Origin of the sequence: Xenorhabdus griffiniae (assembly GCF_037265215.1) — a bacterium.
In the GTDB taxonomy this organism is placed as follows: domain Bacteria; phylum Pseudomonadota; class Gammaproteobacteria; order Enterobacterales; family Enterobacteriaceae; genus Xenorhabdus; species Xenorhabdus griffiniae.
The window spans coordinates 2,440,414-2,464,718 of the sequence record NZ_CP147737.1; the positions used below are offsets into that span (position 1 = coordinate 2,440,414).

Consider the following 24,305-nt stretch of genomic DNA (forward strand, 5'->3'; position numbering starts at 1 on the left):
TTGCAGATTATAAATCAGAAAAAACGGAAAGATGAATTTTACTGATTTATAGGCTGAAAAAATGGTAGACTTTTTAAGTCGAAAAAATATTTTATAAAACAGTTAGATAAAATTAGGGTGTTCCCCGTGAGTACGGGGATAAACCGCGCATGAGCAGTTTAATTGAATATTCACAGGCGTGTTCCCTGTGAGTGTAGTGATGTGATGGACGTCCCCTTTTTCAGCAGCAAATCGTGCCATCTTTTTTTCCGATGCACTGAATTTCGGGAGAACATCTCATGAATGCGATTAAAGTTATTGGCATTGACTTCGCCAAAAACGTTTTTCAAGTCTGTGTCTGGATGGAGGACGGTTCTGTCGCCTCGAACCGAAAAATTTCACGGCAAAAATTGCTTGATACTGTGCGCACTTTTTCGCCAGAAACCCTCATTGCTATGGAGGCCTGTGCAACTTCTCACTATTGGGGCAGAACCCTTCAGGCGATGGGATTTATCATCAGGCTTGTGCCGACCCAGCATGTTAACGCTTTCAGCCATCATCAAAAAAATGATGCCAATGATGCACTGGCTATCTGCGAAACGGCCTGCCGACCCGGTATCCATTTTGTTCCGGTCAAGACGGTGGAACAGCAAGATATCAAGGCACTGCGCAGTGCCCGACAACTCATGGTGGAACAACGTACCGCACTCGCCAACCAGATTCGGGCTTTCCTCGCTGAGGAGGGGGTGAGCATTCCTGCTGGTATTCAGAAACTGCAACAGTACCTGCCTGAGATTCTAGAAGAGGAGAGCCATGAGCTGTCCTCTGTACTACGACGTTTGCTTCATACTTTGGGGGAAGACCTACGGAATCTGAACATTCGCATTCATGAAATGGATAATGAAATAGCGGCACTTTCTCGTCAGCAAAGTGGTTATCACCATCTGCTCACGATCCCCTGCGTCGGTCCTCTTATTGCAGCCGCCTTCGTGAGTGAAGTCAGTGCGCCCCAATTTGCCAATGGCCGGCAACTTTCTGCCTGGTGTGGCCTGGTTCCCCGACAACACAGTTCAGGTGGAAAAAACCGGCTGTCTTCCCTGAGCAAAAATGGAAACCGTCATCTCCGAACGTTAATTATCCACGGTGTTCGTGCCGTGATGCGCTGTGTCCAAAATCGTGATGATTGTCTGGGAGAATGGTTGAGAAAACTGATTGCCCGATGCGGGTTTATGAAAGCCACGATCGCTTTAGCCAACAAACTGACCCGGATTATCTGGCGTGTTCTGCGGGATAAAGTGGATTTTAATATGCAAAAAGCTTTTATTATTAATTAATTGAGCAACAAAAATAGACGCATTATCGAGTTTGCAAACACTGATGAGAAAACGGCTACCGTCCCTATAATAGCCTGTTCTTATACAAGGTAGTGATATACCGATGTAGTGAGAAGGAAGCAGGGTGCGGATAATTTTTCCATTATGACGCCGGATATATGGTCGCAAACCGTATAACTTGGTGCTTGCACAACTGGGGCGTCCATATATGGTATAAAGATCTCGGACACCTTGATATTAAACCTGTCCGGCTCACTTTGCAAATGCAGGTTGCGGCTCACGTCTGCCGTGACTTTCTCGCCACTGACGGTCGCCGGCCTCTTCCATTCCATCACTGGTGCGGTTGCCCATTGCCCCGACGATGACCTCAATGTTGCCCGTCGTGGTGCTTCTGGTGGCAACAGTATCCAGATTATTGCAGGAATTCAAGCTGAAGTGACGGCTATTCCTACCGCGACCACGCTTACAGAACCGCTTGGCTGGGATCGTTGAAGTCAAAGCAATCTAAAACGGTATGCCAGCCAAATGATTGCTCCTATTCCTCCACCTATTAGGCAACCAAGTTTCAACCCTTTGATCCAATTAAGCTGATAGATGCTTTTATTAGTCAAAAACCATTCTGATGATATCAAAATAAATGAATATGCTACTGCACAAACAATTATCAGTAAAATTAAAGAAGTTATAGAAAGCTTCATCATTTACCATCCTTATTGGTTGCCTTATCACCTGTCATTTTATTACCTAAGTCATTACTAGGTGGTGATTTACCATCTGTAATATTACTATTTACAGCTGCACCGCTATACTCTAAAACACCAGAGCCAGCTGCTCCCCCTAATATTCCAGGAAGCGGACCAAAATTAGCTTCCCCAGATATAAAATTGGAATACACAGGTTTTTCTGCATATTTAAATGCGTCTCGGCTTGCAGGCATCCCAAAATAATTTTTAATTGCATTGGCTTCTAACTTACGTGTAATTGCAGAGCCAAATCCGTAACCCAATGTTGTACCAAACGCGGCCCCAATGACTGCCGCCTCTGAGTTCTGACCTGCTACTTGACTACTGAAATAGGCACTACCCGCGTTTAACTGGACATTCGTATGCAATGATCGGCCAGTTCCCGTCCAACCAGTGAAACCCGCGAGGAATAAGCTCGTATAATCAAATTTATCTCCGGTATTACCGTTGTAAACCTGAACACCAGCATTCGCGCCCATACTCAGTCCAGTACCCACGACTTTCGCTCCTGCGGATGCATTTGAATTAAATAAAGAACGTCCTCCTGCCACCCAACCAACTACATTCTCTGGTTCAGCAATGAAAGCACCTGCCCTATCCCAATTGTCCGTATGCTTGTTACCATATTCTGCATCCTGACTATTGACATAAAGCACCGCGTTTTTAACTTCCTCATTATTCAGCGAACCATACAACCATTTAGGTCTTGATGCTGCCGAGATACCGCCATCTATTTTCAGCTTGTCTTCACCCGCTGCACAGACGAGTGAGTTTTCTTCGCAAGTTTTCCGGTATCGCTCTGAGTTTTCCTTATGTATCGCTGCATACTTATCAATGACAGGCTGACAATCGCTGCCAGCGGCTTTACAGGCGGTCATTTCTTTATCAAACGCACGGGCCTCATCAAAGCTTAAGAAACCTGAACTTCGCTTAAGAAAGGAAAGACAAAAAGGAACTCAGTGCCTGAGGCACGATCAAAGTTTTTGCTTAGAAAACAAAATCGTGGGGATCCTCAGGCTATGACTACTTTAGAAGAACTTTTCTGTTGCGTCGATGACTTTTGCCAAAAATTTATTCCCCTTTGGGAACAACAGCTCATTGAGAATAATCAGCTCAAGCGTCATCGCGCCACTTCCCTGTCTCTCAGCGAAATAATGACTCTCCTCATTTTATTTCACATGAGCCATTATCGTCATTTTAAAGCGTTTTATACTGAGTATGTGCAGCAATACCTCAAAGCAGATTTCCCCAGTCTGGTGAGCTACAATCGAATAATAACATTGAAGAAAAGAGCCCTTATTCCGTTATGCGCTTTCCTTTCTTCACGCCAACAAAAATCACACGGCATTGCCTTTATCGATCCCACTAAAATCGCGGTTTGCCATAACCTACGTATTTCTCGTCATAAAGTTTTTGAGGGTGTCGCGCAGCGAGGAAAAACCAGCACAGGGTGGTTCTATGGCTTTAAACTCCCTCTGATTATTGATGATTGCGGTGAGATTTTATCCGTTAAATTAACACCGGGAAATGTTGACGATCGTCAGCCGGTAAAGGAATGAGTCAAAGGTTTAACCGGGCATCTCTATGGTGACAAAGGCTATTTATCCCAAGTGTTATGCGATGAACTGAAAGAGGAAGGGCTTACGTTAATCACGAATGTTCGCCGTAATATGAAAGCCAAATTTTTATCGCTTTGGGACAAGGTCATGTTAAGAAAACGGTTTTTGATAGAAACGGTGAATGACCAATTGAAAAATATTTCTCAGATAGAACATTCAAGGCACCGAAGCATAGTCGGCTTTTTACTGGAAATAGTATCAGGACTGATTGCTTATACATTCCGTTGCTTTGCAGTTTACCGTCACGGTTATCCAGCATCCCGTTTAAGTTCAGCCGCACCGATTTCTGGCTGTCAATAAGGCCGTCAGTGTTGTTCAGACTCTGCGCCGTGACAACGAGGTCGCCGTCCGCCAGCAATTTCCCGCCTGCGTTCTGCACACGGCCGGCCGCCGATCCCTCGGTAGCACCCTGCACATCCAGCCGCCCCAGCGCGCTGATTTTCCCCCCCTGGTTATTAATCTCCTGTACTGAGCGCAGCATCAGCGCGCCTTTCTGATTGTCCAGCGTGATGTCCTCCGTCGGTTACCCACCTGGCCGCACGACCGGTTAAATGAACTCTTGCCCTGGCCTGAGACCCCGTTTAGCTAAATCCCACTTTGTGCTTATCTGAGAAAGCAAGGTGAGATCACCGGACGGTTACGGATCTTCAAATTCAAAGCCATTTAAAACGATATGCCAACCAAATTATTGCACCACCTCCTCCACCAACTAGGCTACCGAGTTTAATATTATGTAGCCAGTTGAGTTGATAAATACTTTTATCAGTTAAAAGCCATTCTCCCGATATTGCTATAAATGAAAATGACATCCCACATATAAATACCATAAAAAATAATGACGATAATGATGTTTTCATTAATTAGACTCCTTAACGTCTAAATCTTTCTTACTATTTTGGTTAATAAATTTCTCATTCATTTTTTCATCATTTATTTTTATGTCATCTGTCTTTTTATTATTCATGATATAACTACTCATAGCTGAACCGCCCATTTCTAATTCAAAAGAACCAGCAAAGCCACCCAATATTCCAGGAAGCGGACTCAAATTAACTTCCCCGGACATAAAATTGGAATACACAGGTTGTTCTGCATATTTCAACGCATTTTTGCTTGCTGGCATACCAAAATAATTTTTAGCTGCTTTGGCTTCTAGCTGGCTTGTGAGTGCAGAACCTGCCCCGTATCCCAGTGTTGTTCCAAACATGGATCCAACCACTGCCGCTTCGGAATCCTGACCTGTCACTTGACTACCAAAATATGCACTACCGGCATTTAATTGAATATTCGAATGCAATGACCGACCTGTTCCCGTCCAACCGGTAAAGCCAGCCAGGCTGAAGCTCAAATAATCAAATTTATCACCTGTATTTCCGTTACCTACTTGAACAACAGCGTTCGCTCCCATGCTCAGTCCAGTGCCTGTCACCTTAGCTTTTGCTGATGCATTTGAATTCAGTAATGCTTTGCCACCCATGAACAACCCGAATACATTCTCTGGCTCCGCAATAAAGGCACCCAGTCTGTCCCAGTTATCCGAGTGCTTGCTGGCAAATTCCTTATCCTGATTATTAATATACAAGACAGCATTTTTGACTTCTTCATTATCGAGAGAACCATACAGCCATGTTGGACGCTCTGCTGCCGAGATCCCACCGTCTAGCTTGAGCCTTTCATAGCCAGCTGTGCAGTTCAGTGAATATCTTTGACACTCCTCTTTAAATGATTCTGAGTTTTTTCGGTGTATCTCAGCATACTTGTCAATGACAGGTTGACAATCTTCCCCTGCTGCTTTACAGGCAGTCATTTCTTTATCAAAGTCACGGGCTTCAGTAAAGTTCAGGTAGTTATTCTCAACCGCGTTTTTCGCACTCTGCGCCCCGGCCACACCCCCTGCGGTAGAATTAGTAGCTAGTCCGGCGGCAATTCCGCCTGCCAGTGTGGACAGGTTACTGACGGCTTCTTTCTCTTCCGGTGAGAGATCTTTCGGATTTTTATCTCCGTATAGTGCACTCATAATAGCAGACGCGGCCAGTTCCCCGCTCACCGCGCCCGTTGCCCCGGCAGTCGCTGAGCCGCCTTTCATTTCGGCGATGACCCCGCCTAAAATCGCATGCGCCATCAGATTGATGGCTTTTTCTGCTGGCGTCAACTCATCATAGTGGTCTTTACCCTTATAGGTCAGTGCTTTCACACCATTGGCCAGATACGGGGCTGCGCCGCTGGCAATGGCTGATTTGATATCACCGCCGGCTAAGCCCTGCAATGCGCAGATGACCGCCGTCACCGCCTGACGCTGGCTACTGCCGATATCCGCGCCCTGCGCTTTGATGGCGCTGTCATAAGCTAGCTTATACGCCCGGTCAGCCACCGATTTCGCATTGATTTCCTGACCTTCATCTTTCAGTTGCTTTTCAGCATCCCGACTCAGATTCAATTGCGTTTGCGGGTCTTTCAGTTTTTCCGTCGCGGCTTTTGTCGCCTTCATCGCTTCATGCGTATTGTAGATATCCATCACCTGGGTGCCGATTTCCGCGATAGCCTGCGCCTGTGCCAGCCGCCGTTGCTCTTTTTCCTTGTCGAAAATCGGACTCAGGCCATTCGCTGCATTATCAGTATCCCGGCTTAAGTCAGCCACATCCTGTGTCTACTTACCCGCTAGCAGCTGCTTGCTGACCGAGTTCTAACATTTTTTGGTCTGTAAATACTTTCGGGTCGTATACTGTTTTCTTAAATGGGCCGTTTTTACCATCACCTTGCTTGGCTGGGATCTTTGAAGTCAAAGCCATCTAGAACGGTATGCTAACCAAATAATTGCGCCGCCAGCTCCACCGAGAGTACTTCCCATTTTAAAACCTTTTATCCAATCGAGCTGATAAATATTTTTATCAGTCAAAATCCATTCCAGTGCTATAAGACCAAATGAGCATGTTAACCCATACGCAAGTATCAACAAGATCAAAGTAATTAAAGGACGTTTCATTATCTTTCATCCTTATTATTTACTTTGTCGTTAGTCATGCTATTGCTGATATTATTACCACGTATTGTTTGACCATTTGTGATATTACTGTTTACTTCAGCCCCACTAGCTTCTAAGAAAATAGAACCCAAAAATCCTCCAGATATACCAGGAAGCGGACCAAAATTAGCTTCCCCAGATATAAAATTGGAATACACAGGTTTTTCTGCATATTTAAATGCGTCTCGGCTTGCAGGCATCCCAAAATAATTTTTAATTGCATTGGCTTCTAACTTACGTGTAATTGCAGAGCCAAATCCGTAACCCAATGTTGTACCAAACGCGGCCCCAACGACTGCCGCCTCTGAGTTCTGACCTGCTACTTGACTACTGAAATAGGCACTACCCGCGTTTAACTGGACATTCGTATGCAATGATCGGCCAGTTCCCGTCCAACCAGTGAAACCCGCGAGGAATAAGCTCGTATAATCAAATTTATCTCCGGTATTACCGTTGTAAACCTGAACACCAGCATTCGCGCCCATACTCAGTCCAGTACCTACTACTTTCGCTCCTGCGGATGCATTTGAATTAAATAAAGAACGTCCTCCTGCCACCAAACCAACTACATTCTCGGGTTCAGCAATGAAAGCACCTGCCCTGTCCCAATTGTCCGTATGCTTGTTACCATATTCCGCATCCTGACTATTGACATAAAGCACCGCATTTTTAACTTCCTCATTATTCAGCGAACCATACAACCACTTAGGTCTTGATGCCGCCGAGATACCACCATCTATTTTGAGCTTGTCTTCACCCGCTGCACAGACGAGTGAGTTTTCTTCGCAAGTTTTCCGGTATCGCTCTGAGTTTTCCTTGTGTATCGCTGCATACTTATCAATGACCGGCTGACAATCGCTGCCAGCGGCTTTACAGGCCGTCATTTCTTTATCAAACGCACGGGCCTCATCAAAGCTTAAGAAGTTATTCTCAATCGCATTCTTCGCCGCCGACGCCCCGCTCACCCCACCTGCCGTGGAATCCGTTGCCAGTCCTGCCGCTATCCCTCCTGCCAGTGTAGACAAGTTACTGACTTTTTCCTTCTCATCTGGCGACAATTCACTCAGATTTTTGGCTGGGTAAAGCGCACCGGCTATCGCCGAAGCTGCCAGTTCACCACTGACCGCCCCCGTTGCACCCGCCATAGCAGAACCCCCTTTCATCTCAGCAATCACGCCGCCCAAAATCGCATGGGCCACCAGATTGGTCGCTTTTTCTTCTGCCGTCAATTGCTCATACGGCTTACCGCCGTAGGTCAACTCCTTGACCGCATTGGCCAGATAAGGCGCCGCGCCGCCAGCGATGGCGGCTTTAATATCCCCGCCGGCCAGTCCTTGCAGGGCAGTCACGACAGCCGTCACGGCCTGACGCTGACCGCCGCCAACTTCCGCACCCTGTGCTTTGAGTGCCGCGTCGTAAGCGATTTTATGCGCCCGGTCTGCAATGGATCCCGCTGTAATTTCCCCGTTCTCTTGCCTCAGCTGCGCTTCGGCTTGCTGTTTCAGGGCCTGCTGCGTTTGCGGGTCTTTCAGTTTTTCCGTGGCGGTTTTTGTCGCTTTAATCGCTTCGTGCGTACTGTAAATATCCAGTACCTGGGTGCCGATTTGGGCAATGGCCTGCGCCTGTGCCAACCGCCGCTGCTCTTTTTCCTTGTCAAAAATCGGACTCAGGCCATTGGCGGCGTTATCAGTATCGCGGCTCAGCTCTGAGACAGCCTGTTGCTGCTTATCGGCATCGCGAATAGTAATTGTGCCCTCACTGACCGCCGCATGTGTCGTTGACGATTTGCTGTCACTCTTGTTGGTGCCGGCCAGCCTATTCGAGGCCATATTAGACACCAGCTGGCTGCCCACCGCGCCGCCGGTACTGATACCGACACTTTGGTGTTCGCTCTTGTATTCCGCCTTGTTCTCAATATCACTGAAGCCCAGTGTACCCGTCTCCAGCCGGTTCTTATCCTTATCGGCAGCGCTGGCCATCACTGCGCCGTCAAGCTGGGTATGTTCGCCGACCTGGATATCAAAGCCGCCCTGGCCGGCAAAAATCCCTGTCTGCTCATTGACAGACTCGAACTGGCTGTGGATTTTGTCACGGCTGGCATTGACACTGGCCGAACCACTCATTGAGCCGTAAGTAAAGCTGGCGCCGGCGCTGGCGTTTTCCTGTTTGGCATCATAATTGTCTTTATCCTGCTCGCTCTGCAAATGCAGATTACGGCCGATATCGGCGGTGACTTTCTCGCCACTGACCTGCGCCCCTTTGAGCGTGGTGTCCTGACCGGATGTCAGGCTGACCTGATTGCCCGCATCAATCAGTGTTTCAGTATGGGTCACCCCGTCGCCGGTTTCATGGCCTTTGCCCTTGTTGACGCTGGCCGAGAATTTGATGCCGTAGCCGCCCTGACCGGCGGTCAATCCCACACCGACACTACCGCCTTTGCTGCTGTTTTCACCGCGCGTCGTCTGGGTATTTTCAGCGGACGTGAGCGAAATATCTCGTTTTGCTTCCAGAGCGACATCACGGCCCGCTTTCAGGCTGCTGCCTTTGACCCGAATATCGCCGCTGTCCTGCGTCGTGCTGTCCCCGGTGGCTTTGATACGAATATCCCGCCCGGCATTAAGCTGACTGCCCTGTGACTGTGTCTGCTCTGTGCGGGTTTCTGATTTCGCCGACTGGCTGCCATAGGAAAGCTGGATACCGATGGTATCGGTCGGTTTTTCCGCGTTGCCGCCCGCCTGATTAATCGCATCGGCTTTCGCGGCGTCGGCCTGACTGCGCTGCCACGCCTGATAGCCCTGTGCCCCGGACAGCACCGACTGCGTGCCTTTCAGCGCGTTCAGCCGCCCGTCCCCTTCGGTTCTGGCCTGCTGGGCCGTGCTGACTGCGGTATTGAGCGCACTGCCCACCGCACCGGACAACGCCAGGGTCAGGCCAGACTGTTTCGTCTCAAACGTCTCTGCCCGGCGGCGTTTGTCCTGCCCCGGGTCAATCTGCACGCTGTCGCCGGTCAGACTGATATCCTGCCCGGCCACCAAATCGGCCCCGCCGACCTGCACCCGGTTACCTGCCGTGATAGTCACATTGCCCTGACTGCTGCCCACCGTGCTGACACTCTGGCTTTGGGTGGTGCCCTCTTCATTAACCTGATGGCGGGTAGACTGACTGCCTATAGTGAAACCTATGCCCCCGCTGCTGAGCAGCCCGCTCTTCTTCTTCTCTTCCAGTAAATAATGGGACTCGGTTTCGGTGGCCGCAGTAATCGCCACGTTATTGCCTGCCTGCAGGGTCACGTCCTTATCCCCGGCAACCGCCGACCCGCTCACGCTCAGGTCGTTACCCGCTGTGAGACTGATACTGTCGCCGCTGAGCAGGGTGCCTTGCTCACGGGTCACGCGGTCTTCCTGTACTGTATGGCTGCGGCTTTTTGACAGCACGCCTTTTTTATTCGCACTGGATGCTGAGAATTGAGAGTCACTGTCGGTGGCACTGTCCAGCGTAATATCTTGTTTCGCTTGCAATGCCAGCGCGCCCTGCTCACTGTGCAGTGTGCTGCCGGTGACCGTGATATCCCCTTCACGCGCCATCACCGAAACGCCGTCCCGCCCGCTGAAGGTACTGCCCACACTGCGCTCGCTGACCGTCTCCATTTCCCGCTGACTTTTCGTGCTGCCCTCACGCTTGCGCTCACTGTCCTGATCCGCCACACGCTGACGCACGTCTTTGATGATAACCGCCTGGGCATTCAGACCGAGATGCCCTGACCGGCTGTCAACCTGTGCGCCTGCGGCCGTCAGGTTTTCGCCCGCCTGAACAGTCACGCCCTGGTCACCGCTCAGGGTACTGAGATGCAGCCGTGCTTCCTCACGCTGGTTACTCACCGACGAGGTTCGGCTATTGGCTTCCAGCTGCGTGCGGTGGGTGGTACTTTCTGCCAGAATGTTCACGTTGCCGCCGGCCTGCACCCGGGCCGTACCGCCGGCTTTGGCCTGACTCCCCTGCAACGTGATATCCTGTCCCGCACGCAGGCTGAGGTTACCCCCGGCATTCAGCGTACTGCCCCGCGCCTGTTGCCACTCGCCGCTGACGGTCGCCCTGCGTTTTCCGGCCTCTTCCATGCCATCACGGGTGCGGTTACCCATGGCCCCGGCGATGATTTCAACGTTGCCCGTTGTGGTCCTTCTGGCGGCCGCAATCTCCAGATTATTGCGGGCATTCAGACTGAGGTGACGGGTGGCCTCCAGCTTCGCGCCGCGCAGCTGGATATCCCCCCCGCTGAGGCTGAGCTCACGGGCACTCATGGATGCCTGGCGCAGGGCATCCTGCAGATGGGTGCTTAAGGTCAGGCTGTCCGCTTGTACGTCAATACTGTCTGCGCGGATATCCCCGCCCTGGTGCAGAAACTGCCCCGCGTCAATGTTCAGTGCCCGCTCGGCAAACAGGTTACCGGCGTTAGTGAGACTGTTTGCTGACAGTTGCAGGGTACCCCCGCCAATCAGGGCACCCTGGCCGGTCAGCCGCAGCGTAGTATTGGCCAGGTAGACCTTGGGGGTCCATACCGTCTGCGGGCCACTGGCAGTCTCAACCGTCTCGCTCACCAGCCAGACGATATCCTGCTGCAACGCCGCGATCTGGGCCGGCGTCAGTGCCACGCCCGGCACCAACTGAAAGTCGTTGGCCACCTTCGTCCCATTGTTCATCAGGGTCTGGTACTGCGCCATCGCATCTTCACCGCGCACGGAAGGCCGCCCCGTCAGCTTGAGTATCTGCTCACGCACCAGCCGTTGTTCATAGAAGCCATCACCCAGCCGTTTATGTACCTGCGCCGGATCATACCCTACCCGCTGCAACAGGTAATCGCTGCTGATAAACCGGGTCCGGCTGGTAAAGCGTTCATCCGTTACCACCAGATAAGGACTGCCTTCTGCCGGGTGCTGACGGAACAGGCCGTTATTGGGCACAAAGGGGGCGACCCGGTCAAGTTGTTGCTGACGGGTCAGCGCCAGTTCAGCCGGCGTCAGGGGACGCGCGATCGGCCTGAGAGGCTGATCGGCCGGGGTGAGTTCCCGCTTAAGCAGCGTGAGCAATTGCGCGTCCGAGATGAGGGGGTGATCGACCGGCGTGAGTACCCGTTTAAGCGGTGTGAGCCACTGATCATCCGGTGTGACAGGGTGGTCGGTCGACGTGGGTTCTCGCTTAAGCAGCGTGAGTAATTGATCACCCGGTATGGCAGGGTGGTCGGTCGCCATGAGTTCCCGCTTAAGCAAGGTGAGCCATTGATCGTCCGATAAGTGAGATTGGTCGATCGACGTCAGTGCCCGCTTGAGCGGCGTAAGCAGCTGGTTAACCAACACCAGTTGACTGCCCTTCTCTTGCCACCCCACCCCCGCCACCGTTACCGCCAGCGGGTTACGTTCCCATTCCGCCCGCTCGGCTTCCGCCGCCTGCTGAGCCGCCTCAACCACGCTGATTTGCGCCGGGTTGACCGTGGTATTTTCCAGCTGCGCACCGTTGATAGCGACATCGCCGTGCCCGGTCATGATCGCATCAATGGTCGCCAGTGCGACAGTTTCATCACTGTGGTGCTTCGGATACCAGTGCCGGGTATCCCGGTCGTAATGGTCGACCAGGAATTCCTGACGCCGTTCATTCACGGAATAACCCCGGTTGGTGACCTTGCCGTCGCCTTTCGTCAGCAGGTCGCCGTTGGCGCTGACGGTGCTGGCATCATTCAGCAGTTCGTCCGTAATCCGCAGCGTCATGGTGCCCCCCGCCAGAATATGGGCACCGATACCTTCAGACACCAGTTTGTCCCGCGTCACCGTGCCGGTGGCCGAGCGTTCACGGAAGTTGTTGTAATCATCCACAAACGGCACATGAGCAATGTCGAGATGTTTCTCCGGATCCCACTGCTCAAGCCGTCCCCGGTTGTGCTCGCGCCAGACCGTGTTGTGATAAGGGGTCGGCACCGTATTTTGACGATGACCGCGCGTCTCATAGAACGTCATGGCGTAACTGCCGTCGCGATCCGGGGTCAGTGCCAGATAATTCACCCACAATTCATAGGGTTGCCCTTTGTGATCCTTGACCCGCACCTGAGCCCGTTTACCGGCCGCATCAATGGCCAGCAGGGTGCCGTAACGGTTGTTTTCCACCGCGGCGTTATCGCGGAACGTCAAGCGCTGGGTCGTCGGCGCCATGGTATTTTTGTCGCGATTCACCCCCGACGCGTAAGAGCGCCAATAGTAGTTATAACGATGCCATTGGGTTTCGCCTTTTTCTGCCCCGCGCACGATCTCAAGCCCTTCGCGCAGGTTATTCAACCGGTTGGCTTCAATCGATACGTTCCCGTCGGCCTCAATCCGGCTCGCTTTGTTCTCAATCAGGTCATCACTGGCCAGGTGCAGGGTGTCGGCACTGTAAATCAGGCTGCCATCCCGATTGGTCAGGCGCTCACCGGCCTGCAGATCCAGGCGTTCTGTCGCGGCAATCACCGCGTTCTGCCCGTGGTTATCGATAATCCGGCTGCGCACGGTAATCGCATCCCCCATCACCGTGTCTGTGTTATCCAGCGTATCACTGGTGAGTGTCATGCTATCGGCCTCCAGGCGATTTTCGTTGCGCAGGCGGCCGGTCGTCAGCTGCAATGTTTTCCCGGCCAGCGTCCCCTGGTTGATGAAGTGGGTACTGTTGACGATCAGACGGCCGGGCAACAGCCAATCGGCCAGGTTGGTCAACGTCCCGCCTACCGAGAAGGTCAGCGTGCCGTTACTGCTAATCATATCCCCCGTGCGATGGGTGTAATCCTGCTGCACAGCCAGAGTCAATCCTTGCTGGCTGAGCAATGTCCCGCCGGTATTATCCAGAGCGCGTGTATTGACCGTCAGCTGTTCCCCGCTCTGGACGAGTCCCCCCTGATTGAACAACGCCAGCACGGACGGGAGGCCCGCATTGAGGTCGAGTGCGCCATTAGCGCGGATCTTCCCCTGCCGGTTGACCAGCTTGTCGAGGTTTGACAGTGTCAACGTGCCGGTACTTTGCAAACGTCCTGCCGTGTTGTCCAGCTCACGGGTTGTCACTGCGGTGTGCGTTGTCCCCAGCAACAAGCCGCCATCATGATTGTTCACCTGATCACTGTGCACAACCAACGCGTTCTGGCTGGTAATTTTCCCTTGCCCGTGGTTATTGAGTGTTTGACTGTCGATCCGCATCGATCCAGTGGCAATCAGCTGTCCGGCCTGATTGTTTATCGCTTCCCCCTTAAAGGTCAGAGTGCCGCCGCCATGGATTTTTCCCTGTTGGTTATTGAGCACATTGATGCGGTAAATGCCGTTACCCCGGCTGATAAACGTCCCATCCGGGTTATCAAGCTGATCGGCGGTGACGTCAAGCGTGCCCAGACTATTGAACAGTCCCTGCCGGTTGTTGACCTGCCCGGCCGAGATCCGCTGGTCACCATTGCTTCTCAGCGTTCCTCCGGTATTATCCAACCGTTCCTGAATGCGCAGCCCAAGCTGCCGCTGACTGCTTATCGAACCGGTGCCATTCAGCAACGACCGGGCATCAAGCTGCATCTCTCCGTTGCTTTGCAGTTTACCGTCACGGTTATCCAGCATCCCGTTTAAGTTCAGCCGCACCGATTTCTGGCTGTCAATAAGGCCGTCAGTGTTGTTCAGACTCTGCGCCGTGACAACGAGGTCACCGTCCGCCAGCAATTTCCCGCCTGCGTTCTGCACACGGCCGGCCGCCGATCCCTCGGTAGCACCCTGCACATCCAGCCGCCCCAGCGCGCTGATTTTACCCCCCTGGTTATTAATCTCCTGTACTGAGCGCAGCATCAGCGCACCTGCTGACGCCAGTGCGCCTTTCTGGTTGTCCAGCGTGCTGACGGCCATGATGGCATCCTGCAGGCTCGACACACTGCCCTTCTGATTATCAAACTGGTCAGCCGTGGCGGACCAGCTTCCCTGGGTGCCTATCCATCCCTGAGTATTCAGGATGTTTCCCGCACGCAGGGATTGCGCCAGCTTACTGAAGATGTAGCCCTGGCTGTTATCCAGTGCCCGGGTGAACTGCATATCCAGCGTGTCCAGCACCTGAATTTTTCCCTGTGCATTGAGGAAGCTCAGCGCATTCACCGTGCTGCGCCCGCCGCTGGTCAGTTCTCCCCCCTGGTTATCCCAACGGCCCGTCAACTCCAATTTCAGCCCCTGTTTGCCCTGAATCTCACCTTTCTCGCGGTTAGTCAGTTGTCCGCCCCGCAGTGACATCATGCCTTCGCTAAACACCGTCCCCGCGTCATTGTTCAATACGCTGTCCGGGCCGCCCTGCCAACGCAGAGATTGCTTTGCTGACAGTTTACCCGCCTGATTAATGATATCGCCTACACTATTGAGCGTCAGGTCACCGCCTGACAGCAGTTTGCCGCCGGTGTTATCCATGCTGTGGGTGGAGACGATCACTTGTTTGCCGCCTTGAGCGGTGCCGCCACGGTTATCCCAGTGCCCCTCTGTATGGATATCCAGTGTGTCACCGGCCTCGATAAATCCCTGCTGATTATCAATCGCCTGATGGATATCAAACCGCAGGTTCCCCAGGCTGACCAGATTACCTTGGGTATTCTTCAGGTGCTGTGCCGTCAGTTGCAGATAATTGCCCTGCATGTTTCCAGACTGGTTATCAATGCTGCCAGCCGCCTTCACGGTCAGTTGTTGATCAGAAAACAGCTTGCCCTGACCGTTTTGAATATCGCCCCCCGACGTTACGTTTAATGCAGACAGCCCCTGCAATGTACCGCTCTGGTTATCGATATTGCCCGTCGTATTCACGATTAACGCATGATCCGCCAACAAATTACCGCCGCTGTTATTGATATAGTGGGCGGAGACATCGACCTGCCTGCCACCTTGTGCGGTTCCGTGGCGGTTATCCCAGTTGCCTTGGGTACGAATATCCAGGGCGTCAGCCGCTTCGAAAAGCCCATGTTGGTTATCAATCGCCTGCCGGATATCAAGCTTCAGGCGTCCCTTGCTGATAACCTTACCCTTCGTATTATCCAGGCGTGATGCCGTCAGCTGCAGGTGTTCACCTTCGATGTTCCCGGATTGGTTATTGATGTTGTCGGCGGCGTTCAGGATCAGCGTATGGGCGGCCGACAGTTTGCCGTCACTGTTATCAATGCTACGGGCAGAGACGTCAACTTGTTTGCCGCCTTGTAGGGTGCCACCGTGGTTATTCCAGTGACCCTCCGTGTGGATATTCAGTGCATCATCAGCTTTAATGAGCCCGTGCTGATTATCAATCGCCTGCTGGATATCAAGCTGCAAATGCCCCTTGCTGACGATCTTACCTTCCGTATTCGTCAGCGCCTGTGCCGTCAGTTCCAGTGCTTCGCCCTGGATGTCGCCGGACTGGTTATCGATACTACCGACGGCCTTCAAGGTCAGTGCCTGACCGGATAACAATTTGCCCTGACCGTTTTGGATATCGCCCCCAGACGTCACGTTCAAGGCGGACAGCCCCTGCAACGTGCCGCGCTGGTTATCGATATTGCCTGTCGTGTTCACGGTCAGTGCTTGATCAGCCAACAATTTGCCGTCACTGTTATCGATATGGCGGGCGGAGACATCAATCTGTTTGCCGCCTTGTGCGGTGCCGTGGCGGTTATCCCAGTTGCCTTGGGTGCGAATATCCAGGACATCAGCCGCATCAAGAAGTCCGTGCTGATTATCAATCGACTGATGACTATCAAGCCGCAAACGGCCCTGGCTGACGATCTTACCCTGTGCATTATTCAAGTACTGCGCCGTCAATTGCAGCGTTTCGCCCTGGATATCCCCGGACTGGTTATCGATATTATCGGCGGCGTTCAGGGTCAGCTTTTGCCCGGCCGACAGTTTGCCGCCACTGTTATCAATGCTACGGGCGGAGACGTCAACCTGTTTGCCGCCTTGTAGGGTGCCGCCGTGGTTATTCCAGTGGTCATCCGTGTGGATATTCAGGACATCATCGGCTTTAATAAGCCCGTGCTGATTATCAATGCCCTGACTGATATCAAGCTGCAAATGCCCTTGGCTGACGATCTTACCTTTTGTATTTGTCAGTTTCTGTGCCGTCATCTCCAGCGCTTCGCCCTGGATATTGCCGGACTGGTTATCGACGCTGCCAGCCGCTTTCAGAGTCAGAGCCTGACCGGACAACAGCTTGCCTTCACCATTTTGGATATCACCCCCCGACGTCACGTTCAAGGCGGACAGCCCCTGCAACGTGCCACGCTGGTTATCGATATTGCCCGTCGTGTTCACGGTCAGTGCTTGCTCAGCCAGCAGTTTGCCGTCGCTGTTATCTATATGCTGGGCGGAGACATCAATCTGTTTGCCGCCTTGTGCGGTGCCGTGGCGGTTATCCCAGTTGCCCTGGGTACGAATATCCAAGGCGTCAGCCGCATCAAGAAGCCCGTGCTGATTATCAATTGATTGATGACTATCAAGCCGCAAACGGCTCTGGCTGACGATCTTACCCTGTGCATTGTGCAGGTGCTGCGCCGTCAATTGCAGCGTTTCACCTTGGATATCCCCGGACTGGTTATCGATATTATCGGCCGCGTTCAGGGTCAGCGCTTGGGCGGCCGACAGTTTACCGCCACTGTTATCAATGCTACGGGCGGAGACGTCAACCTGTTTGCCACCTTGTAGGGTGCCACCGTGGTTATTCCAGCGACCCTCCGTGTGGATATTCAGTGCATCATCAGCTTTAATAAGCCCGTGCTGATTATCAATCGCCTGCTGGATATCAAGCTGCAAATGCCCCTTGCTGACGATCTTACCTTCCGTATTCGTCAGCGCCTGTGCCGTCAGTTCCAGTGCTTCGCCCTGGATGTCGCCGGACTGGTTATCGATACTACCGACGGCCTTCAAGGTCAACGCCTGGCCGGAAAACAGCTTACCCCCGCCACTTTGGATATCGCCCCCCGACGTCACGTTCAAGGCGGACAGCCCCTGCAACGTGCCGCGCTGGTTATCGATATTGCCCGTCGTGTTCACGGTCAGTGCGTGATCAGCCAGCAGTTTGCCGTCGCTGTTATCGATGTGATAGGCGGAAACATCAACCTGTTTGCCGCCTTGTACGGTGCCGTTGCCGTTATCCCAGTTGCCTTGGGTGCGAATATCCAGGGCGTCAGCGGCATCAAGAAGCCCGTGCTGATTATCAATCGACTGATGACTATCAAGCCGCAAACGGCTCTGGCTGACGATTTTACCCTGCGCATTATTCAGGTGCTGCGCCGTCAATTGCAGCGTTTCACCCTGGATATCCCCGGACGGGTTATCGATATTATCGGCCACGTTCAGGGTCAGCGCTTGGGCGGCCGACAGTTTGCCGTCACTGTTATCAATGCTATGGGCGGAGACATCAACCTGTTTGCTGCCCTGAGCGGTGCCACCACGGTTATCCCAGTGCCCCTCCGTATGGATATTCAGTGCATCATCAGCTTTAATGAGCCCGTGCTGATTATCAATGTCCTGATTGATATTAAGCTGCAAATGCCTCTGGCTGACAATATTACCTTTTGTATTTGTCAGTTTCTGTGCCGTCAGCGCCAGCGCTTCGCCCTGGATATTGCCGGACTGGTTATCGACGCGGCCAGTCGCTGTCAGGGTCAGAGCCTGACCGGACAACAGCTTGCCTTCACCATTTTGGATATCACCCCCCGACGTCACGTTCAAGGCGGACAGCCCCTGCAACGTGCCACGCTGGTTATCGATATTGCCCGTCGTGTTCACGGTCAGTGCTTGATCAGCCAGCAGTTTGCCGTCGCTGTTATCGATGTGATGGGCGGAAACATCAATCTGTTTGCCGCCTTGTACGGTGCCGTTGCGGTTATCCCAGCTCCCCTGGGTACGAATATCCAGAGCGTCAGCGGCATCAAGAAGCCCGTGTTGATTGACCATCGACTGCCGGATGTCAAGCTTCAGACGCCCCTGGCTGACGACTTTACCTTCCGTATTAGTCAGGTTCTGTGCCGTCAGCAACAAGTGTTCACTCCGCATCTCTCCGGACAGGTTATCAATACTGCCAGAGACCTTCACCGTCAGCTGTTGATCAGACAACAACTGACCTTTGGTGTTATTAATATCCGCTTCCGAGTTCAGGTTTAATACCGACAGCCCCTGCAACGTACCGTGCTGGTTATTGATACTGCCCGTCGCGTTCACCGTCAGCTGTTGGCCAAACAGTTTGCCCTGTGAATTCTTAATATCCGCGCCCGATGTCACGTCCAATGTTAACGGACTCTCCAATATACCGCCTTGATTATCAATGTTGCGATCCGCCTTCACTGTCAGCCGTTGGCCGGACAGCAGCTTACCCTCGCTGTTATTGATATCGGCTCCCGATATGATGTCCAATGCCGATTGACTCTTTAACGTGCCGCGCTGGTTATTCAGGCTACCAGTATCAAGCCGCAGGTCACCATTGTTACCCAGCAGGCCATCGGTATTGTTCAGCAATCCGCTCACTCGCCAGTGTTGCACCGTCTTGTCAAGCGCCACCAGATGCCCCCGCTGGTTGTTCAAGGAGCCGACATTCAGGCTAAGTTGTGGCGCTTCAATGCGTCCACCGGTGTTATCCAGCGCCCCGACCAGCGTGAAACGGCTTTCCCCGGCTTCCACCTGAGACCAGATCGCTTTCTGGTTGAATAGATTGTTGGCATCTATCTCCCAACGCCCGACACGTACCTGTGCCTGTTGCGCGTCGATATTGCCTAGGGTTTTCACAGTAAGCTGTTGACTATCAATTTTGGCTTGTTGCAGGGCAACGCCATCGGCTTGTGCGGCAATATTGGCACGGCTGGCCGCCAGTTGGCTTTGACTGATATCCACCCGATGGCCGGTCATTCTGATATCACCCAGACTGAGCAAATGGCCGCTGGTTCTGACATTCCCCTGACTGTTCAGCGTCAAATTCGCCTTATGCTTCAACGTACTGTTGATATCACTGCCAGCCAGCAAATGCCCGCGGCTCTGAATGCCTTGAGCCGACGTCAACCGAATATCGCCCACTGCCGCTAGGGTGCCGGACTGCTGAATGTCACCATCACGGCTCTGTACCGCAAGCTGCCCGCCACTGTGCAGTTTGCCGTGATGTTCAATACCGTCCCGGGCGGTCAAGGTCACATCCCCCACCACTTGGGTGACCGGCTCTTCCTCTTCCCTCGATTGCCAGCTAAGTCGACCTTCACTGCTGACGGTCAACATTTTCCCCGCCTGCAAGTGCCCGCCCTGATTACGCACACCGACGCCCGCTTCAGTGCCTATCATACGGATATAACCGCTGTACATGCCGCCCATCTGCCCCATGTCTATCGCCAGTTCGGGCTTTTTGTCATCTGCGGCTAGTGGCGTCACTGTTTTGCTGTCAGCACTGATGCGATTACGCCCCGCCACCACGGCAAGTTCCGCTTTTGCCCAGACACCGGCATTCACCTTCACCGCCCGCGCCAGAATATCAACATAACCGGTATCATGGCGCGGGTCACCATTGAGTCCACCGCCCTCAATGCTCACTACGCCTCGTTCGACCTGATACCCAGCCAGACTACCGTCAGCGTTCAACTGCGGCTTGCCGGTGGTCAGAGTCATGCGCCCGGCATTAATGGTGCCACAGCCGTTGCACACAATCCCCGACGGGTTGGCCACAATCACCTGTGCCCGCCCGCCAGCCACTTCCAGAAATCCCCGCAGCTGGCTGGGCTTATCGCTGTTGACTTCATTAATAATAAACCGAGCCGGCGCGGCATTGGGATCAAGGCGGGGGTTACCCTGTATCATCCCGGCTAGTTGGGTAGAGGTCATCAGCGCCGAATTGTTAAGGATGGCACCTCGTTGGCCGACATCAAACTGCTGGTAGGGGTTATGTGATACGCCGGCCTGATTGGGCGCATTGATATTGACCTGCGGCAGACCATTCTGAGTAGTTATCACTTCCGGACGCTGGCCAGATGGTACCTGCCTGTCAGCGATAATACCGTCAGCCAACGCCTGCCCAGCAAACAGTGCCGCCCCCAACAGCCACACCGCGCGGCGCACCGTCACCCATAAGCGCGATGCACCGATACCACGACGCTGCCCAGGTGCGGTACTGCAACTGCGGGCCAGTTCTGATACCACCCGCAATTCACCGTGCGTGCGGCTGTAAATAAGGCAATAACACTGTTTGTTCATAAATCCATGTCCGTCCAGGTCAAATAAATAAACGCAACACTTGTTTGTGATTAAGGATGAGCGTTGTTATCAAATTTCCAGATTGAAGCTGAAACCGCCACTCACGCCTGGGGTATGAAAACCCGCGGGCTGGTAGAATGGCACACCGGCAAACAGGTCATAACTGAGTCGGCGCCACAGCGTGCCGCGCACACCCAGAGCACCGCCCGCCAGCTGATGCCCGACGAGATAGCGGGTGCCCGGTCCATCCACACGACCATAATCCACCGCCCAGTAAAGCTCGTGACCCCGCGACAGGACATTCCAGGCTAACTCATTACGCCAAAGCAGCCCTTTTTCACCGGACAGCATCTGCTCACCGTCAAACCCGCGCACGGTATAACGCCCAGCAATCGCCAGCCTGTCTTGGGGGGTCAGCGGGTTTGCACTCCACTGCCAACGCACTTTGGTGTGATAACGCCAAGGCTGTGTGCCCCATTTAAAAGGCACATTCAGACTGATATCACCCAGAGCCATCCCCGTGCGGGCACTGCCTCCGTGATAGGCTTCTTCCGGTGCCGGCAGCGCACCGAAGGCGCCGGTTCCGCGCCGCCAGTTGATACCGGCATCCAACGTAATGTTGCCGAAGTAACTGCGCTGGCTTAAGCCTAACTCCCAGCCCGCAGTCCGGCGGTGTTGTTGTGCTATTTCTATATTCCCCACGGCATTGGTGGAATGGCGGCGAAAGATCCGCAGATTGAGCGTGGTTTTATGCGACTGATTGCGAAATAACAGGCGGGACACCGTGAATTGCACATTCTCGCTTTTGCCACTGTAGGCCAGGATTTCGTGCGCGTTGGCGATATTCTGGTGATAGGTGTAGTCGTTGTAGTTGGCAGAAAACGCCCAGTAGCCGAGCGGAAAGACGTAATTCACAGTACGGGCGCGGTTACCAAAGGGACCGGGCTCAAACAAATCCCGGCCGATATTGGCATAGAACAGATCGTTCTGGGCAAAAGGGGCATCAATCGCCAGGGTCACCGAACCCAGGTAGCGGCCAGTACTTTTAGCACCACTGTCATCGAGTCCCAGACTGAGCCGGAACGGGCGCCCCTCTTTCCAGCTGATCCGAAGGTCACTGGTCGCTTCCTGCTGGCCTGGCTCGATTTTAATGTCGGCCTCCACACTGGGCACCCGTTTGAAATTCTCCAGTGCCTGCTCGATATCACGCAAATTAAGGATATCCCCGGATGCGGCCGGCATCGCATTCCACAGCCGCCCACGCCAGGACACCGGCTCATCAAAACGGATATTGGCAATGCGTCCAGGCTGGAGCGTCAGCGTCAGCACTCCTCCGGTCAGATCCTGCTCCTGCACCATCACGCGGGTGGTGACATAACCTTTGGCCAGAATGGCATTTTGCACCTTGTTATTGACCAGCAAAATCCCCTGTCCACCCAGGCAACGCCCTTTAGCATCCTCTGCCGCGTCCAGTGCCCACTGAAAACGATGGGCCGCGTCGCCCTCCAAACGTAACGTATTGATCGTAAAACAGGGATGTTCGTTAGCCGGATAATCAGGCTGGCGCACGCTGGGTCGCATGAGCCGGACATCGGCATCTGGCGTCTGTTGCTGTTGTAGCGCGTGTTGCCTTTCCTGCTGACGCAGTTGCTCCTGAGCATCCAGGGTCGCCGCACTTTGCATGGTGTTATCGGAAAAAGGCGCAGTAAGCCGCACAGCGGTTGCCAGACGTTGTTCTGCTATCTGTGATTGTTGTTTTTGCTGAATAAAGGGCGGATCATCGGCCTGTACGGGGGAGAATACAAATACAGTCCATCCGGCCAGCCCGGCTATTATGTAGCGGGAAGTTACCGTTGCCATAGTAAACCCATCGGATACGTAATTATTATTAAACAGTAATAAGGGAATTTTAAGATGAGGTATTATGGTCAGCAGAGGTTAATTATCAAGCTGGTAGCTGAGACATTCATCACAAAGGCGTTAATTCAGGCCATTTAACTCTAAAAATGCAACAATACGGCAATAAACCAACATAATCACAACACATTATGTGAAACATTAAGCAGATTAATTCGAGCTTTAAATTCACCCAAAACAAAAGCGAAATGAATATGATGAAAAAAGATGATGAATAGGGTGGATTACGCGTAAATCGGTAAGTGGCTTCAATATCCGCCGGTGTTTTGAGTAAGAGGAAAAAGATTCAAAAAAATCCCCCGACTTTTTCTCAGGGGATTTGTGTATGAAAGATAGATACGGGGATTAAGCAGAAAAGGCACCTATTTAACCAGTTAAACACCAATTAAGACCTTATACCACATTCGGCATTTCTACTGACTTTCTGCTGTAATATTTTCTTTCAGTAGCGTGTGATTCACGGCATATTTTGCCTGCCATGCTTTAGGGTTGATTAAATAATGTTGCCGGAAACGTTTAGAAAAATGACTTGGGCTGGAATAGCCTACTGCGGCAGAAACCTCAATGACACTCATTCCTTTCTTCAATAAATCTTCCGCTGTGGTCATACGGACGTTTTCCAGATATTGATGGAAAGTACGAAAAACAACCGCACGAAATCCCTCTTTTAATTTCCTTTCATTCAGACCTACTGCTCTTGATAACGATTTTATTGTCCAGGGATGATGATAATCGTTATTAATGATTTTTATCGCATTGTAAACAGCCCGGCGCTGCAACCCGCTAATCATATTATATTGGCAATCATAAATTTGCGCTGTCACGCAAGCGAGTATCTCTAATGCCTTTGCCTTTAAGTAGACTTTTCTGACACTACCAGTTAATTGACACTCTTCTATTTGATTCACTATCTGCATAAAAGGCGGATAGATAGGACAAGCCATCATCAAAGCATCACTATAACTCGCGTTTTTCTCAAAACCAGCCGTTAATTTGGTAAAAGATGGCAACTCCTGAGCTTCAATTTCGTTCAGAGAAAAACGGATATCGAGAATACGCCAGGTTCCGCAGCCAAAAAAATTCATACCTCGCGTCACCGTAGGCGAATAAAAAAAGACCATCGTTCCCGGATTAATATCTAAAACCTCGCCATTTTCAATTGCCATTTTTCCCTTCCCATTGAGAACAAAGGCTATTGACACTGTTGGTGGTCCTTCACAATATTCTGTAAAATCTTGACTTAACTCAAGATGGATACGGTTGATGTGAATTCCATCAGATAGTTCCTCTGTTAGCAATGAAGGCGTTGTGTTGTTTTCCTCTACTGGTGAATGCCTATTATTGCCATGGCCAGCAGCGAAAATCCCCAATGTTTCGCTATAGATTGTCTTCATGAAATCCCCTGTAAAATCAGCATCAGACACCAACCATTTCAAAAAAACGCTTTCCACAATAAAAACAGCATGTTGTGCGTG

The 24,305-nt window shown here is 52.3% G+C and carries 10 protein-coding genes and 2 pseudogenes; 3 read left to right on the plus strand and 9 right to left on the minus strand.

The features are described from left to right. The first annotated feature begins 278 nt into the window (after nucleotides 1–278). The gene (locus WDV75_RS10555; protein WP_338859741.1) at nucleotides 279–1,313 is read left to right on the plus strand and encodes an IS110 family transposase; all 1,035 of its coding nucleotides are present in this window, start codon (nucleotides 279–281) and stop codon (nucleotides 1,311–1,313) included. Between the two features lie 270 nt (nucleotides 1,314–1,583). Beyond that, nucleotides 1,584–1,805 (plus strand): hypothetical protein, encoded by a 222-nt coding sequence (locus WDV75_RS10560; RefSeq protein ID WP_273572349.1) that lies wholly within the window; start codon nucleotides 1,584–1,586, stop codon nucleotides 1,803–1,805. Between the two features lie 2 nt (nucleotides 1,806–1,807). Here WDV75_RS10560 and WDV75_RS10565 read toward each other — a convergent pair whose 3' ends face one another. Next, entirely contained in the window at nucleotides 1,808–2,014 is a 207-nt protein-coding gene (locus tag WDV75_RS10565) for a hypothetical protein (RefSeq protein ID WP_273572350.1), read from the minus strand. Continuing rightward, nucleotides 2,011–2,934, minus strand: coding sequence for a hypothetical protein (locus WDV75_RS10570; protein ID WP_273572351.1), 924 nt, complete (start codon nucleotides 2,932–2,934; stop codon nucleotides 2,011–2,013). The genes WDV75_RS10565 and WDV75_RS10570 overlap by 4 nt, the downstream gene beginning before the upstream one ends. 141 nt (nucleotides 2,935–3,075) lie before the next feature. Here WDV75_RS10570 and WDV75_RS10575 point away from each other — a divergent pair. Further along, nucleotides 3,076–3,975, plus strand: a pseudogene (locus WDV75_RS10575) (IS982 family transposase). On the opposite strand, the pseudogene WDV75_RS10580 reads toward WDV75_RS10575, so the two are convergent. From WDV75_RS10580 to WDV75_RS10610, 7 genes and pseudogenes are all read right to left on the minus strand, one after another. Continuing rightward, nucleotides 3,932–4,156, minus strand: a pseudogene (locus WDV75_RS10580) (hypothetical protein); the annotation flags it as partial. The pseudogenes WDV75_RS10575 and WDV75_RS10580 sit on opposite strands and share 44 nt — an antisense overlap. A gap of 172 nt (nucleotides 4,157–4,328) precedes the next feature. Next, on the minus strand, nucleotides 4,329–4,532 hold the full coding sequence (locus WDV75_RS10585) for a hypothetical protein (protein ID WP_273558139.1): 204 nt from the start codon (nucleotides 4,530–4,532) through the stop codon (nucleotides 4,329–4,331). Further along, a complete protein-coding gene (locus WDV75_RS10590; RefSeq protein WP_273558140.1) occupies nucleotides 4,532–6,313 on the minus strand; it encodes a VENN motif pre-toxin domain-containing protein in 1,782 nt (593 codons plus the stop codon). The genes WDV75_RS10585 and WDV75_RS10590 overlap by 1 nt, the downstream gene beginning before the upstream one ends. 141 nt (nucleotides 6,314–6,454) lie before the next feature. After that, nucleotides 6,455–6,658 carry a hypothetical protein gene (locus WDV75_RS10595; protein ID WP_187655206.1) on the minus strand — a complete coding sequence of 68 codons (204 nt, stop codon included), beginning with the start codon at nucleotides 6,656–6,658 and terminating at the stop codon, nucleotides 6,455–6,457. After that, complete coding sequence (locus tag WDV75_RS10600; protein WP_273558141.1) at nucleotides 6,658–20,913, minus strand: hemagglutinin repeat-containing protein; 14,256 nt, start codon at nucleotides 20,911–20,913, stop codon at nucleotides 6,658–6,660. Before WDV75_RS10600 ends, WDV75_RS10595 begins: the two co-directional genes overlap by 1 nt. A 69-nt stretch (nucleotides 20,914–20,982) precedes the next feature. Continuing rightward, nucleotides 20,983–22,773, minus strand: a complete 1,791-nt coding sequence (locus WDV75_RS10605; RefSeq protein ID WP_273558142.1) for a ShlB/FhaC/HecB family hemolysin secretion/activation protein — start codon at nucleotides 22,771–22,773, stop codon at nucleotides 20,983–20,985. 470 nt (nucleotides 22,774–23,243) lie between these two features. Then, on the minus strand, nucleotides 23,244–24,224 hold the full coding sequence (locus WDV75_RS10610) for an AraC family transcriptional regulator (protein ID WP_273558143.1): 981 nt from the start codon (nucleotides 24,222–24,224) through the stop codon (nucleotides 23,244–23,246). Between the last annotated feature and the right edge of the window lie 81 nt (nucleotides 24,225–24,305).

Bases quoted from the DNA above. Each gene is read 5' to 3' on its own strand.
- WDV75_RS10595 (WP_187655206.1), bottom strand. From the start codon at position 6,658: ATGAAACGTCCTTTAATTACTTTGATCTTGTTGATACTTGCGTATGGG.
- WDV75_RS10610 (WP_273558143.1), bottom strand. From the start codon at position 24,224: ATGAAGACAATCTATAGCGAAACATTGGGGATTTTCGCTGCTGGCCAT.
- WDV75_RS10565 (WP_273572350.1), bottom strand. From the start codon at position 2,014: ATGATGAAGCTTTCTATAACTTCTTTAATTTTACTGATAATTGTTTGT.
- WDV75_RS10555 (WP_338859741.1), top strand. From the start codon at position 279: ATGAATGCGATTAAAGTTATTGGCATTGACTTCGCCAAAAACGTTTTT.
- WDV75_RS10600 (WP_273558141.1), bottom strand. From the start codon at position 20,913: ATGAACAAACAGTGTTATTGCCTTATTTACAGCCGCACGCACGGTGAA.
- WDV75_RS10605 (WP_273558142.1), bottom strand. From the start codon at position 22,773: ATGGCAACGGTAACTTCCCGCTACATAATAGCCGGGCTGGCCGGATGG.
- WDV75_RS10570 (WP_273572351.1), bottom strand. From the start codon at position 2,934: ATGACCGCCTGTAAAGCCGCTGGCAGCGATTGTCAGCCTGTCATTGAT.
- WDV75_RS10585 (WP_273558139.1), bottom strand. From the start codon at position 4,532: ATGAAAACATCATTATCGTCATTATTTTTTATGGTATTTATATGTGGG.